Origin of the sequence: Enterobacteriaceae endosymbiont of Plateumaris braccata, from assembly GCF_012563325.1 — a bacterium.
Lineage (GTDB): Bacteria > Pseudomonadota > Gammaproteobacteria > Enterobacterales > Enterobacteriaceae.
This window is the reverse complement of record NZ_CP046232.1, coordinates 198,839-214,193: the sequence shown is the minus strand read 5'-3', so window position 1 is coordinate 214,193 and position 15,355 is coordinate 198,839. Positions and strand designations below refer to the sequence as shown.

12 protein-coding genes and 2 tRNA genes are annotated in these 15,355 nt (G+C 21.6%); 11 read left to right on the top strand and 3 right to left on the bottom strand.

Annotated elements, in window-relative coordinates:
- Positions 1-39: 39 nt before the first annotated feature.
- On the bottom strand, positions 40-627 hold the full coding sequence (gene lpcA, locus GJT80_RS01015; RefSeq protein WP_168867540.1) for a D-sedoheptulose 7-phosphate isomerase: 588 nt from the start codon (positions 625-627) through the stop codon (positions 40-42).
- 153 nt (positions 628-780) lie between these two features.
- Here lpcA and carA point away from each other — a divergent pair, with 153 nt between their 5' ends.
- The 5 genes from carA to fabA all read left to right on the top strand — a co-directional run bounded on the left by carA (position 781) and on the right by fabA (position 8,184).
- Positions 781-1,947: a glutamine-hydrolyzing carbamoyl-phosphate synthase small subunit gene (gene carA / locus GJT80_RS01010; protein ID WP_168867539.1), complete on the top strand. Its 1,167-nt coding sequence runs from the start codon at positions 781-783 to the stop codon at positions 1,945-1,947.
- 2 nt (positions 1,948-1,949) lie between these two features.
- Positions 1,950-5,159 carry a carbamoyl-phosphate synthase large subunit gene (gene carB, locus GJT80_RS01005; RefSeq protein WP_168867538.1) on the top strand — a complete coding sequence of 1,070 codons (3,210 nt, stop codon included), beginning with the start codon at positions 1,950-1,952 and terminating at the stop codon, positions 5,157-5,159.
- A gap of 121 nt (positions 5,160-5,280) precedes the next feature.
- Complete coding sequence (ygfZ, locus tag GJT80_RS01000; RefSeq protein WP_168867537.1) at positions 5,281-6,285, top strand: tRNA-modifying protein YgfZ; 1,005 nt, start codon at positions 5,281-5,283, stop codon at positions 6,283-6,285.
- A gap of 165 nt (positions 6,286-6,450) precedes the next feature.
- A complete protein-coding gene (locus tag GJT80_RS00995) occupies positions 6,451-7,506 on the top strand; it encodes an OmpA family protein (protein ID WP_168867536.1) in 1,056 nt (351 codons plus the stop codon).
- A gap of 177 nt (positions 7,507-7,683) precedes the next feature.
- On the top strand, positions 7,684-8,184 hold the full coding sequence (gene fabA / locus GJT80_RS00990; RefSeq protein ID WP_168867808.1) for a bifunctional 3-hydroxydecanoyl-ACP dehydratase/trans-2-decenoyl-ACP isomerase: 501 nt from the start codon (positions 7,684-7,686) through the stop codon (positions 8,182-8,184).
- Between the two features lie 18 nt (positions 8,185-8,202).
- Here the strand turns inward: fabA and GJT80_RS00985 are convergent.
- Positions 8,203-8,275: transfer RNA gene (locus tag GJT80_RS00985), tRNA-Phe, on the bottom strand.
- Positions 8,276-8,365: 90 nt separating this feature from the next.
- A complete protein-coding gene (locus tag GJT80_RS00980; protein ID WP_168867535.1) occupies positions 8,366-9,640 on the bottom strand; it encodes an anaerobic C4-dicarboxylate transporter family protein in 1,275 nt (424 codons plus the stop codon).
- 261 nt (positions 9,641-9,901) lie between these two features.
- Between GJT80_RS00980 and GJT80_RS00975 the strand changes: the two genes are divergently transcribed.
- The 6 genes from GJT80_RS00975 (at position 9,902) to mutL (ending at position 15,354) form a co-directional block, all read left to right on the top strand.
- Entirely contained in the window at positions 9,902-10,195 is a 294-nt protein-coding gene (locus tag GJT80_RS00975; RefSeq protein WP_168867534.1) for a co-chaperone GroES, read from the top strand.
- Between the two features lie 66 nt (positions 10,196-10,261).
- Positions 10,262-11,923, top strand: a complete 1,662-nt coding sequence (gene groL, locus GJT80_RS00970; RefSeq protein ID WP_168867533.1) for a chaperonin GroEL — start codon at positions 10,262-10,264, stop codon at positions 11,921-11,923.
- A gap of 153 nt (positions 11,924-12,076) precedes the next feature.
- Positions 12,077-12,652: an elongation factor P gene (gene efp / locus GJT80_RS00965; RefSeq protein WP_168867532.1), complete on the top strand. Its 576-nt coding sequence runs from the start codon at positions 12,077-12,079 to the stop codon at positions 12,650-12,652.
- A 263-nt stretch (positions 12,653-12,915) separates the two neighbouring features.
- Positions 12,916-13,458 carry an oligoribonuclease gene (gene orn, locus GJT80_RS00960; protein WP_168867531.1) on the top strand — a complete coding sequence of 181 codons (543 nt, stop codon included), beginning with the start codon at positions 12,916-12,918 and terminating at the stop codon, positions 13,456-13,458.
- A gap of 81 nt (positions 13,459-13,539) precedes the next feature.
- Positions 13,540-13,613: transfer RNA gene (locus tag GJT80_RS00955), tRNA-Gly, on the top strand.
- Between the two features lie 25 nt (positions 13,614-13,638).
- Positions 13,639-15,354, top strand: a complete 1,716-nt coding sequence (mutL, locus tag GJT80_RS00950) for a DNA mismatch repair endonuclease MutL (RefSeq protein WP_168867530.1) — start codon at positions 13,639-13,641, stop codon at positions 15,352-15,354.
- Position 15,355: the final 1 nt, after the last annotated feature.

Sequence of the window (15,355 nt, the reverse complement as noted above, 5' to 3'; positions counted from 1 at the left end):
TTAGTTTATGTAAAAATATTATCTATATTTAAATATATATTATATTTTTTTACTTATTAATTTTTCAATTAATAATATTATTATATGAATTATTTTAATATGTATTTCTTGTATTCTATCTGAATAACCATTATACATTACTGCTATTTCTATATCACTTAAATCTTTCATTTCACTTGTAGAATTATTGCCATTTAATAATATTATTTTCATATTTCTTTGTTTTGCAGTATGTAATGCATTAAGTATATTAGTAGATTTTCCAGAAGTAGTTAAAGCAAACAAAACATCATTAGGTTGACCTAATGCTTCTATATAACGAGAGAAAACATATTCATAACCATAATCATTACTAACACAAGAAAAATGAGATACATCTGATATACATAATGCAGGATATGCAGGTCTTTTATTTCTATATTTTCCAGTTAATTCTTCTGCAAAATGCATAGCATCACAATGTGAACCACCATTACCACAAGAAATAACTTTATTATTGTTTAAAAAAGATTTAACAATTAAATCAGCTGCTAATTTAATATTATTAATGTTGTTACTATTTTTAATAAAATTTTTTAAAACATTAGATGCTGATAATAATTCTAAATTAATAATCTCATTATACATTATATAGTCTTTATTAAAATATTTTAACTTGAATAATTAATTATTAAAAAGTAATTTTAACTTATATAACAAAATTTAACAATAATTGTTAACAAGAAATATATTAAATATATAATATTAATTTTAGTAAAATTAAATACTTTGGAGGTTTATTTGATTAAAAACAAAGCATTTTTAATAATGGAAGATGGAACAAAATTTGTTGGTAAATCTATTGGAATTAATGGAATAGTTATAGGAGAAGTAGTTTTTAATACATCTATGACTGGATATCAAGAAATACTTACAGATCCATCTTATTATAAACAAATTTTGATTTTTACATACCCACATATTGGAAATGTTGGTATTAATAAAGAAGATGAAGAATCATCTAAAATTTATTTAAAAGGACTTGTTATTCATAACTTATCTAAAATATCAAGTAATTATAGAAGTCAAAATACTTTAGATATTTATTTAAAAAAAAAAAATGTAGTTGCTATTTCAGATATTGATACTCGTCAATTGACACGTTTATTACGTAATAAAAAAATTAATATTGGCTGTATTATCACTACTAATATAGTAAATATTAATTTACAATATTTTATAAATAAAATGAAACAATTTTCAAATTTACAAGAATTAGATTTAGTTAAAGAAATAACAACTAATAGAAATTATTCTTGGATTAAAGGAAATACTAATTATAAAATAATAAAAAAAAATATAAAGAAAAAATCTTTACTACCTATGAATATAATAGCATTTGATTTTGGGATTAAAAAAAATATTTTAAATATTTTAGTAGATCTTGGATGTCATGTAACTGTTGTTTCTGCTCATACAGATTTTAAAAAAATTATAGATTTTAATCCAGATGGAATTTTTTTATCTAATGGACCAGGAAATCCTGAATTATGTTTTTATGCTATTTACTCTGTAAAACAATTATTAAAAACAAATATTCCAATTTTTGGAATATGTCTTGGACATCAAATTCTTGCACTTGCCAGTGGTGCTAAAACAAAAAAAATGTTCTTAGGACATCACGGAAGTAATCATCCCGTAAAAGATATAAAAACTAACAAAATATTTATAACAACACAAAATCATGGTTTTACAGTAGATATAAATAGTATACCAGTTAATTTAAAAATAACACATAAATCATTATTTGATAATACTATACAAGGTATTCATCGTATTGATAAACCTGCTTTTGGTTTTCAAGGACATCCTGAAGCTAGCCCAGGTTCTCATGATGCTTCTATATTATTTGATTACTTTATAGAATTAATTCAAAAATATTGTTTAGAAAAATATGAGAGATTATAATAATGCCAAAAAATATTAATATAAAAAGTATTATGATTTTAGGTGCTGGTCCTATAATTATAGGACAAGCATGTGAATTTGATTATTCAGGAACACAGGCTTGTAAAGCTTTAAAAGAAGAAGGATATAAGTTAATTTTAATTAATTCTAATCCAGCTACTATTATGACAGATCCTGATATTGCTGATATTACTTATATAGAACCTATACAATGGGAAATTATAGCAAAAATTATAAAAAAAGAAAAACCTGATGCTATTTTACCAACTATGGGTGGACAGACAGCTTTAAATTGTATTTTAGATTTAAATAAAAATAATATTTTAAATAAATTCAATGTAAAAATTATTGGAGTTACTATTGAAGCAATTCATAAAGCTGAAAATCGTTATTATTTTTCAAAAATTATAAAAAAATTAGGTTTGAATATAGCTATATCGAAAATTGTTAATAATATTGATGAAGCTATTAACTTTGTAAATAAAATTGGATTCCCATGTATTATTAGACCATCTTTTACTATGGGTGGTAGTGGAGGTGGTATAGCAAATAATTTAAAAGAATTTATAAATCTTTGTAAAATAGGTATAAATTTATCTCCTAATAAAGAATTATTAATTGATGAATCTTTAATAGGATGGAAAGAATATGAAATGGAAGTCATAAGAGATAAAAACGGAAATTGTATTATTATATGTTCGATTGAAAATATTGATTCTATGGGTATTCATACTGGAGATTCGATAACTGTTGCTCCTGCTCAAACTTTATCTGATAAAGAATATCAGATAATGAGAAATGCTTCTATATCTATAATGAAAGAAATTGGAATAGAATCAGGTGGATCTAATGTACAATTTGCTGTAAATCCTAAAAACGGTAAATTAGTAGTAATTGAAATGAATCCTCGTGTATCACGATCATCTGCTTTAGCTTCTAAAGCAACAGGATTTCCTATAGCAAAAATATCAGCAAAATTATCTGTAGGATATACATTAGATGAATTAATGAATGATATAACTGATAAAAAAATTTCAGCTTCTTTTGAACCTAGTATTGATTATGTAGTTATAAAAATACCAAGATTTAATTTTGAAAAATTTACTGGGGCTAATGATAGGTTATCTACACAAATGAAATCTGTAGGGGAAATTATGTCTATAGGAAGAACATTTCAAGAATCTATTCAAAAAGCTTTACGAAGTTTAGAAATAGGAATTAATGGTTTTACACCTATCATAAAAAATTTCAGTAAAAAAAATTTAAATTTAATTATACATGAATTAAAAGTACCTGGACCAGATAGAATTAGATTTATAGCTGATGCTTTTAGATTAAATATGTCAATAAAAGATATTTATTCTTATTCTAAGATAGATCCTTGGTTTTTAACTCAAATAAGAGAAATAATTATTATTGAAAATAAAGTAAAATTTTTAGGTATAAATTATTTAAAAAATAAAAATAATTTTTTTAATTTAAAAAAAAGAGGATTTTCAGATTCTCGATTAGCTGATTTATTACAAACATCTGAAAATAAAATACGTAATTTACGTTATAATCATAATTTACATCCAGTATATAAAAGAGTAGATACATGTGCAGCAGAATTTGAAACTAATACTGCATATATATATTCTACGTATGCATTAGAATGTGAATCTAATCCTAGTAATTATAGTAAAAAAATTATGATCTTAGGAAGTGGTCCTAATAGGATTGGTCAAGGAATAGAATTTGATTATTGTTGTGTACATGCTGCTATGGTTTTGCGTGAAAATAATTTTGAAACTATTATGGTAAATTGTAATCCTGAAACAGTTTCTACTGATTATGATATTTCAGATCGTTTATATTTTGAACCTATTACTTTAGAAGATATATTAGAAATTATTAGAATAGAAAAACCTCAAGGAGTTATTATACAGTATGGAGGACAAACTCCATTAAATTTAGCTAAGTTATTAGAAAATCAAGGAGTAAATATTATAGGAACAAGTCCATCTTCTATTGATAAAGCTGAAAATAGAAAAAAATTTCAATATATTGTTAAATCTTTAAAGTTAAAACAACCAGAAAATTTTATTGTATATAATTTAAACGAAGCAATAAAAAAATCTAAAATAATTGGTTACCCTATAGTAATTAGACCTTCTTATGTATTAGGAGGTAGATCTATGGAATTAATATATAATATAGATGATTTAAAAAAATATTATGATATTAATGATACTCCTGTTTTATTAGATAAATTTTTAGATAATGCAATAGAAGTAGATGTAGACGCTATTTGTGATGGAAAAAATATTTTTATTGGGGGGATAATGGAACATGTAGAACAAGCTGGTATACATTCTGGTGATTCTGCTTGTTCTTTACCTACAAATAATCTTAGTGATTTTATTTTAAATAAAATTCGATCTCAAGTAAAAAAATTAGCTATAGCAATTAATATTTGTGGTTTGTTTAATATACAATTTGCTATTAAAAATAATGAAGTTTATTTAATAGAAGTTAATCCAAGAGCTTCACGTACTATACCATTTATATCTAAAGCTATAGGAATACCTTTAGCAAAAATAGGAACTTTAGTAATGGTTGGTAAATCTTTAATTGATTTAAAAATTAGTAAAGAAATTATTCCTAATTATTTTTCTGTAAAAGAAGTGGTTTTTCCATTTAATAAATTTTATGGTGTAGATCCAATTTTAGGCCCTGAAATGCATTCAACAGGAGAAGTAATGGGTATTGGATATTCTTTTGATGAAGCTTTTGCAAAAGCTATGCTAAGTATAAATATTAATATAAATAAAATTGGTTCAGTATTAATTTCTGTTAGAGATCAAGATAAAATTGCAGTTATTCCATTAGTAAAACAATTAATTGAATATGGTTTAAAAATTGATGCTACGAATGGCACTGCTAAATTTTTACAACATAAAAATATTAAAGTTAATATTGTAAGAAAAGTAACAGAAAAATCACCTAATATTATAGATTTAATAAAAAATAAACATTATAATTATATTATTAATACTACATCAATTAAAAGTTCTATTGAAGCATCTAAACTTATTAGAATTTCTGCTTTGGAAAATGGCATTCATTGTGATACAACAATTAATGGTTCTAAAGCTACAATATTAGCTATGGGTATTAATCCTAAAAAAAGAATATTTTCTTTACAAGAAATTAATAAAACATTGATTTAAATTTTATAAGTAAAAAATATATTTATTATATGATATTTGAAATGTTATTATTTAGTGATAAATATATTTTATTATTTTAAATAATATACTATAATTAACAAAGAAATAATTTCAGTAAGATATGATTAATATAGAAAGATATTTTCTTAATAAAAATTATGTTGATTTTTCAAATGATCTATTAAAATTAATTTTATTAGATACATGGAGTTTTATAATTATACAAGGACAAGATAGTAAAATTTTTTTACAAAATCAACTTACAATAGATATTAATGAATTAGATAATCATCCATTGCGTTTTTTTAATGCATTACATTGCAATGTTAAAGGAAAAATATTCACAAATATGCATATATTTAAATATAAATATGGATATTGTTATATTATTAAAAAAAATATTGTTAAACATTATTTAAAACAAATAAAAAAATATATTTATTTTTATAAGATAAATTTTTTTTTACAGAAATCACAAATTCTTTTAGGATTATCAGGAGTAAATTCGAATAAAATTTTATCTCAAATATTTAGTAAATATAAATTTTGTTCTAATGAACAAAATTTATTTATTTATAATAATAATATTTTTTTAAAGTTTATAAGTCCTATAAAAAGATATTTTATGATTTTAGATGAAAAACATGCAAAATTTTTAATAAAATATATAATTAATAGCAAAATATTAATATATGATAGTGATCAATGGACTAAATTTTATATGGAAATAGGTTATCCTATTTTTAATAAAGATAATAGTATTAAATTTTTTGCTCAAGATTCTAATATGGAAGTTTTTAATGCTATTAATTTTAATAAAGGATGTTACTTAGGACAAGAGATAATTAGTATTTCTAAAGTTAAAAAAAAGAAAAATAAATCATTATTTTTATTAGAAGGTACTGCTAATTTTAAACCATCATTTTGTGATGGATTAGAATTTTGTAATAATCCAAAGACAGATATCCATAAAATATATTCAAGAGGAGGTATATTATCTGCAATAAAATTTAATAATAATATTATTTGGATACAAGCAATATTAAAGAAAGAATGTCAATTCTTTTCTTCAATAAAATTAATAAAAGATAAAAATAGTAATTTTTTTATTAAAAAATTTAATTAATTAAATAAATTTTATTTTCTAATAATAAATTATTAAATTAATATTATATATTATAATTAAATTAATCATTTTGTAAGTAATTAAATATTTTAAAAAAATTAAATATTTATGTATTATTAATTTTTATTATATAGTTATTTAGTATAATAATAGGAACTGAAAAAAATGAAAAAAATAGTTACTATAATTTTTACAGTATTTATTGGTTTTTGTTATAATATAAATAATGTTATAGCTGATACTATTAAGAATGACTGGTATTTAGGATCAAAAATCGGATGGTCTCAATATGATAATCTTTTAGGTTATTCTACTAAAGAACAAGATGATGAAAAAGTTAATAAATTAGGTAGTGGATTATTTATAGGATATAAAGAAAACGAAATTTTAAATTTTGAATTAGGTTATGATTGGTTAGGATTAGTTTCTTATACTGAAAAAAATTTAACTAATTTATTTAAAGCACAAGGTGTACAATTATCTGCTAAAATGATTTGTCCAATTTATGGAGGTTTAGATCTTTATGGTCGTTTAGGTGCTATTGTTACACGTATAGATGTTCAAGATACTAATAATATTAGGTATTATTATAATGCTACACCATTATTTTCTTTTGGTAGTGAATATAAATTAAATAATAATTGGTCTTCTAGATTAGAATATCAAATTGCAAGAAAAATTGGTGATAGTTATTTTCTTGGAAAAGAAACTAATAATGCGATGTTAGTATTTGGTTTATCATATTCTTTTGATAAACATAAACCTACTGAATTAATTGATAAAATTTTTGTTAGAAGATTAAGTAATCGACGTTTTCACTTAAAATCTAAAATATTTTTTAAATATGATGATTTTAATTTACAAAATAAATCTAAAATGATGTTAAATCAAGTTGCTCATAAATTAAAATTTATTGAATATAAAAATCATTTTGCACATATTATAGGATATGCTGATTTTATTGGTAAAAAAAAATATAATTTATCTCTTTCTAAAAAAAGATCTGATATAGTATCTAAATATTTAATTTTACAAGGTGTATCAGGAAATTATTTGTATGTCCAAGGAGTAGGAAGTATTAAATCAGAAAATAATACAGATTGTAAAAAATTAAAAAATTATAAATTATTAAAACAATGTTTAGCATCAGATCGTGTTGTAGAAATAGATATTACAGGTTCTTATGCTAATTTACTAAAACCTTTATTCACAAAAAAATAATTTTTTAACCCAAAATAAATAAGTAATACAGAAATATATATTTCTGTATTACTTATTTAAGTATAATAACGTAAATAATTAATTATTTATTATTTAATATATTAAATAATAATAATTAATTATTTAAAATTAATTAATATTAAATTTTATAAATAATATTCTTATTAAGATTATTTAATCATGTGTAAAAAAAATTTTTTTTCCAAAAAAGAATTAATTATTGCTAGTCATGGAAAATTATTTAAAAATACAAATCCTAAATTATCATCAAATAAAATGTTATTAATAGATAAAATTGTTAAAATTACAAAATATGGAGGAAAATATAATAGAGGATATATAGAAGCAAATCTATATATTAATCCTAAAATATGGTTTTTTTCTTATCATTTTATTGATGATCCTATCATGCCAGGATGTTTAGGATTAGATTCCATGTTTCAGTTAATTGGATTTTATTTAGGATGGTTAGGTAGTAAAGGTAAAGGTAGAGCTTTAGGAGTAAAAAATGTGAAATTTATTAGAGAAGTTTTACCAACATCTAAAAAAATTACTTATTGTATTCATTTAAAACGTATAATTAATATAAATTATATAATTGGTATAGCAAATGGAATAGCATTAGTTGATAATAAATTAGTATATCAAGCTAATAATTTAAAAGTAGGTTTATTATAAATATCTAATTAAAACAAATGCCCGAAGGTGGAATTGAACCACCGACACGGGGATTTTCAGTCCACTGCTCTACCAACTGAGCTATCCGGGCATATTAACAATGTTTATTATGACAATAATTACCATCTAACGTCAATAGTTTATTATTAATAATATACTATTATTTCTTAATAAATTATTTTTATAAAATAAATATTTCTATAAAAAAACTTAACATAATTGATAAACTAGTAATTACAATACCTGGAATTAAAAAAGAATGATTAAAAATATAATTTCCTATCTTAGTTGAACCAGTATCATCCATTTCTACCGCAGATAATAAAGTTGGATATATTGGAAATAAAAAAAGAGCTGAAACAGCAGTAAATGATCCTATTATAATTTTAGGAGAAATGCCTAAAGTAATTAAATTTGGAATAATAGCTTTGGTTGTTGCTGCTTGAGAATAAAATAGAGATGTTATAAAAAATAAAATAATAGATAATACCCAAGGATATTGTTGTACTATATTTAAAATAATAAATTTCATTTCATGAATATGAGATTTAATAAAGGTATCTCCTAACCAAGATACTCCCATTACACAAATACAAGCATTAATACCTGATTTAAAAATTTTTGTATCAGTAATTTTTTTTATTTTAATTTTACATATAATTGATATTATTAATGCAGTTGTTAACATAAATATTACTGTTGATTCTGTTCTTGATAAAATTTTTGTTTGGTTAAAAAATACATAATCACATAAAACATTATATATAAGTATTGTTATAATTCCTATTAAAAATAATAAAATTGAATATTTACCATTTTTTTTATTTTTTAATTTTTTATTAAAAGAAAAATTCTGTTCATTTAGTAAATTTTTATTTTGTTTATTAAATAAATTAATTATTATTGAAGTAATTAAAATTGATATAAATGTTGATGGAATTAAAATTATTAATAATTGATTATAACTAATCCCTAATGGATCTAGTATTTTTGATAAATATATTAATGATGCAGATATTGGTGATGCTGTAACTGCTATTTGAGATGACACTACAGATAATGATAATGGATATACTGGTTTTATACCATTTTTTTTAGATATATTAATAATAACAGGAAATATTGAAAGTGCAGTATATCCAGTTCCTGAAAACAAGGTAATAAAATAAGTTACTATAGGCGAAAGAATAATAATATATTTTTTTCTTTTAGATAGAATTTTATTTATATAAAATACCAAATATTCTATACCTCCAGATAATTTTACAGTAGAAATTGCAATTATCACAGATAAAATTATTTCTATTACATCAAATGGAATGTTACCAATTTTGTTATGAAAAAATATTGTTAATATTAATACACCAAAAGTGCCAAATAAACCTAATGCCATACCACCGAATTTACAACCTAAATATATGAGTAGTAAAATAATAATTAATTCAATAAAAATCATAATATTCCTTTTATTTTAGTTTTATTTATATTATTTAAAAATAAACAATATAGTTATAAACTACACTTTTTATAAAAAAAATTCTATTTCTCATTATTTTTTGATACAATTATTACATAATAAATTATATTTAAAATTTTTTAAAATATAGACCTTGAAACCGATAAAATATGTCCTTATCTTTCAGGTCACCTTACTTAATAAAATAAATGAATATTGATTGATAGTTTTATTGATATATCTAATTAAAAGGAGAATTTAATGAATATTCGTCCATTGCATGATCGTGTTATTGTTAAAAGAAAAAAAATTGAAACTAAATCTTCAGGTGGTATTGTATTAACAGGTTCTGCTATTGGTAAATCTACACGTGGAGAAGTTTTAGCTGTAGGTAAAGGCCGTATTTTAGATAATGGTCAAGTAAAACCATTAGATGTAAAAAAAGGAGATATAATAATATTTAATGATGGTTATAATGTTAAAATAGAAAAAATTGATGATAAAGAAGTACTAATAATGTCAGAAAGTGATATTTTAGCTATTGTAAAAGAATAATTTTTTTACAAAAAATGTTTATTTCTAATAATTAGTTTAATTTAAATGAATTAAGGAGCATTTAAAATGGCAGCTAAAGATGTAAAATTTGGTAATGATGCTCGTGTAAAAATGTTACGTGGTGTAAATGTATTAGCTGATGCAGTAAAAATTACTCTTGGTCCAAAAGGAAGAAATGTAGTTTTAGATAAGTCATTTGGTGCACCAGCTATTACTAAAGATGGAGTAACAGTAGCTAGAGAAATTGAGTTGGAAGATAAGTTTGAAAATATGGGAGCACAGATGGTAAAAGAAGTTGCTTCTAAAGCTAATGATGTTGCTGGTGATGGAACAACAACAGCTAGTGTTTTAGCACAAGCTATTGTTAGCGAAGGATTAAAAGCTGTTGCTGCTGGAATGAATCCTATGGATTTAAAAAGGGGAATAGATAAAGCAGTAATAGCTGCAGTAGAAGAATTAAAAATACTTTCTGTACCTTGTACTAATGCTAAATCTATAGCTCAAGTGGGAACTATTTCTGCTAATGCGGATGAGGCAGTTGGTGATTTAATTGCACAGGCTATGGAAAAAGTAGGTAAAGAAGGAGTTATTACAGTTGAAGAAGGAAGTGGATTACAAGATGAACTAGATGTTGTTGAAGGAATGCAATTTGATAGAGGATATTTATCTCCATATTTTATTAATAAATCAGAATCTGGAACAGTTGAACTTGAAAATCCATTTATATTATTAGTTGATAAAAAATTATCTAATATACGTGAAATGTTACCTATTTTAGAAATGGTAGCTAAGGCAAATAAATCATTATTAATAATTGCTGAAGATGTTGATGGAGAAGCATTAGCTACTTTAGTAGTAAATACTATGCGTGGAGTAGTAAAAGTAGCTGCAGTTAAAGCTCCTGGTTTTGGAGATCGTCGTAAAGCAATGTTACAAGATATAGCAATTTTAACAGGTGGAAATGTTATTTCTGAAGAAATTGGTTTACAATTAGAAAAAACTAAATTGAGTGATTTAGGACAAGCAAAACGTATTGTAATAAATAAAGATACAACTACCATAATAGATGGTATGGGCAAACAAAACAATATTTCTGGTCGTGTAGTACAAATAAGACAACAAATAGATGAAGCTACTTCAGATTATGATCGTGAAAAATTACAAGAAAGAGTAGCGAAATTAGCTGGAGGAGTTGCTGTATTAAAAGTTGGAGCTGCGACTGAAGTAGAAATGAAAGAAAAAAAAGCAAGGGTAGAAGATGCATTACATGCTACTAGAGCAGCTGTAGAAGAAGGAGTTGTTGCAGGTGGTGGTGTTGCATTAGTTCGTGTTGCAGCAAAATTATGTAATTTAATTGGTCAAAATGAAGATCAAAATATGGGTATAAAAGTTGCATTAAGAGCTATGGAAGCTCCATTGCGTCAAATAGTATCCAATTCTGGTGAAGAACCATCTGTTGTAGCAAATAATGTTAAAGATGGTCATGGTAATTATGGTTATAATGCAGCTAGTGAAGAATATGGTGATATGATTAAGTTTGGTATTTTAGATCCAACTAAAGTAACACGTTCTGCTTTACAATATTCAGCATCTGTTGCAGGTCTTATGATTACTACAGAATGTATGGTAACAGATTTACCAAAAAATGAAAAATCTGAAATGAATAATAATACACCTTCATCTGGTATGGGTGGCGGTATGGGTGGTGGTATGGGTGGTATGATGTAATAATATAAAATATATTTTTATATTACATTTTAAAATTAATAGTATAAATTGTTTAGTTTTTTTGCTGTGCTTTATTATAAAGCACAGCATTTATTTATTGTTTTAAAACATACCAATATTTATAAAATGTTTATTTTTATAGGTTATATAATAATGATTAATTATTCTAGTAATAATTTTAAAATTGGTATGAAATTTATATTTTTAAATGAACCATATTTCATAGAATCTAGTGATTTTATTAAACCAGGGAAAGGTCAAGCATTTGTTAGAGTTAAAATGCGTAATATAATCAATGAAAAATTAATTGATAAAACTTTTAAATCTACTGATTCTTTAAATACTGCAGATATTATAGAAAATAATTTGATATATTTATATACTGAAAAAAATAATTTTTATTATTTTATGTATAAAAAAAATTTTGAACAAATAATAATTAATAAATTAATTATAAAAGATAAATATAAATGGTTAGTTTCTAATCAAACTTATAATATAGTATTTTGGAATAAAGTTCCTATATTTATAAATTTACCAAATTTTATTAATTTAACAATTATTAACACAAATATGAATATAAAAAATGAAACAATAAATAACGTTAACAAACAAGCAATACTTAGTAATGGAGAAATAATTAAAGTTCCATCATTTATTAAAATAGGTGATAAAGTTAAAATAGATATTAGATATAAATCTTATATTTCTCGTATTAAAAAAAAATAATCTATTATAAAATAATAATTTTAAAATATATATTTTATACAAATATTTAATAAAAAATTTTTTTATAAAAAATAAGTAATTATCTTTTAAATTCAAAAATTATAAAATAAAATAATTATTATTATATAGAACTGAAATTTAATTAATGATATAATAAGATATTTGTTGATAAATTTTTATTTATATTAAAATTTTAAATTTTTTAGTATTTAAATAAACTTTTATAAATGTAATATTGAAATCAAATTTAATATATTTTAAGTATGATTAAAAATAATAATTTAATATGGATAGATCTAGAAATGACAGGATTAAATCCTAATTTAAATCGTATTATTGAAATAGCTATCTTAATTACAGATAATAATTTAAATATATTAATAGAAGGACCTATTATAGCAATTCATCAACCAAAAAAAGAATTAGATAAGATGGATTTATGGAATATAAATACACATAAAAAAACTGGATTAATTAATAGAGTTAATCAAAGTATATTTAATGAAAAAAAAACTGAAAAATATATTTTAAACTTTTTAAAATTATGGGTATATCCACAAAAATCTCCTATGTGTGGAAATAGTATTTGTCAAGATAGAAGATTTATATATAATTATATGCCTAATTTAGAAAAATATTTTCATTATCGTAATATTGATGTAAGTTCTATAAAAGAATTAATAAAAATATGGAAAAAAAACACTTTTATTAAATTTTACAAAAATAAAACACATAGTGCTATACAAGATATATATCAGTCATTAGAAGAATTAAAATTTTATAGAAAAAATTTTTTTAATATTTAATTATATATTTATATAAAATATTGACAATAAAATAGTATTTTTATTACTATAAAAATAATTTTTTGAAATTTGTTCAATTATGCGGGAATAGCTCAGATTGGTAGAGTACAACCTTGCCATGGTTGGGGTCGCGAGTTCGAATCTCGTTTCCCGCTTAAAATAATTGATTAATTAAAATAAATGTCTATAAAAATATTACCTAAAGAAATTATAAAACAAATAGCAGCTGGAGAAGTTATTGATAGACCATCAGCAGTTGTTAAAGAACTTATTGAAAATAGTATTGATGCTTTATCATCTCAAATAAATATCTTTATTGAAAAAGGAGGAGTTAAATTAATTAAAATTCAAGACAATGGAATTGGTATGTCTAAAAATGATCTATTATTATGTTTAACAAAATATGCAACAAGTAAAATAAAAAATTTAAATGATCTAGAATCTTTTAAAAGTTTTGGTTTTAGAGGTGAAGCATTAACTAGTATTAAAAATATATCTAGAATAAAAATTATTTCAAAAACAGTATATCAAAAAATAGCTTGGGAAATATATACAGAAGGTATGGATAGCAATATAATTTATGTAAAACCATCACCAAATTCTGTAGGCACAACAATAGAAGTATTAGATCTTTTTTATAATATTCCAGTTCGGAGAAAATTTATACCTAATAATAAGATAGAATTTATATATATTAAAAATATAATTAAATCTTTTATTTTAATGAAATTAAATATAGGTATTAAATTTGTTTATAATAATAAAATTATTTATAATTTTTCAAATGTAAAAAATAATATTTCTTATATTAATAGAATTGATAAAATATGTGGTAAAGATTTTATTAATCAATCATTAAAAATAAATTCAAATTATGATAAAATGAGTTTGTTTGGTTGGATCACAATTCCTGAAAATAAATATTATTCGAACAATATAAAAAAATATTTTTATATTAATAATCGTATTATTCATAATAAATTTATTAATCATATCGTTAAAGAAATATGTAAAATTAAATTTGGTTTATATTATCATCAATCATTTTTAATTTATTTGGAAATAGAACCAAATCAAATTGATATTAATATACATCCACAAAAAAAAGATGTAAATTTTTTTCAATTAGAATTAATTTATAATTTTTTTTATAAAAGTATATTAAATTCTTCATTTTATTATGAAAAACACTGTTTAAATAAAAACAAAAAAAATAATAATTTTATTAAAGAAAATAAATTGATTATAACAAAAAATTTAAAAAATATAGGTGATGATTATAATAATAATTTTTTTAACCAAATTAAGAAAAAAAAATTAGTTATATTAAAAAATATTCCTCTTTTTCATTTTAAAAATTTTGGTATATTAAGAACAATAATAAAAAATACTTGGATTATAGTCGAAAAAAATGATATTTTATTTTATTTGTCTGTAAAAGAAATAGAATTTTTTTTATTAGAAATTAAATATAAATTTTATTTAGAGAATAAAAATAATATCGAAATCATTTTTTTAAATTTACCAATAAAATTAATTCCAAAAGAATTAGATATTTTTAAAAAATTAAAAAAAATTTTAAAAACTTTAGGATTTAACTTTATTATAGATAAATTTGATAAATATCAATTAAAATTAATATCGATACCATCTTTATTACTAAATTTTAATTTGCAATTATTTTTCATAAATTTGTTTAAATATTGTCTAATTAAAAGTAATATTACTTTTACAAAAATATTAAAATGGATTTTTTTATATGTTATTAATATAACAAAATTATGGGATTATTTTAAAATAATTGATTTATTAATGGAGTTTGAATTATTCATTTCAAATAATAATACTATTATTATTAAAAAATTATTTTATCCAATAACTTTTAATCATATATAAT

What these genes read in the sequence shown, in the direction of transcription:
- mutL (WP_168867530.1), top strand. Translation starts at nt 13,639, where the DNA reads ATGTCTATAAAAATATTACCTAAAGAAATTATAAAACAAATAGCAGCT.
- lpcA (WP_168867540.1), bottom strand. Translation starts at nt 627, where the DNA reads ATGTATAATGAGATTATTAATTTAGAATTATTATCAGCATCTAATGTT.
- groL (WP_168867533.1), top strand. Translation starts at nt 10,262, where the DNA reads ATGGCAGCTAAAGATGTAAAATTTGGTAATGATGCTCGTGTAAAAATG.
- efp (WP_168867532.1), top strand. Translation starts at nt 12,077, where the DNA reads ATGATTAATTATTCTAGTAATAATTTTAAAATTGGTATGAAATTTATA.
- carB (WP_168867538.1), top strand. Translation starts at nt 1,950, where the DNA reads ATGCCAAAAAATATTAATATAAAAAGTATTATGATTTTAGGTGCTGGT.
- GJT80_RS00980 (WP_168867535.1), bottom strand. Translation starts at nt 9,640, where the DNA reads ATGATTTTTATTGAATTAATTATTATTTTACTACTCATATATTTAGGT.
- orn (WP_168867531.1), top strand. Translation starts at nt 12,916, where the DNA reads ATGATTAAAAATAATAATTTAATATGGATAGATCTAGAAATGACAGGA.
- GJT80_RS00975 (WP_168867534.1), top strand. Translation starts at nt 9,902, where the DNA reads ATGAATATTCGTCCATTGCATGATCGTGTTATTGTTAAAAGAAAAAAA.
- GJT80_RS00995 (WP_168867536.1), top strand. Translation starts at nt 6,451, where the DNA reads ATGAAAAAAATAGTTACTATAATTTTTACAGTATTTATTGGTTTTTGT.
- ygfZ (WP_168867537.1), top strand. Translation starts at nt 5,281, where the DNA reads ATGATTAATATAGAAAGATATTTTCTTAATAAAAATTATGTTGATTTT.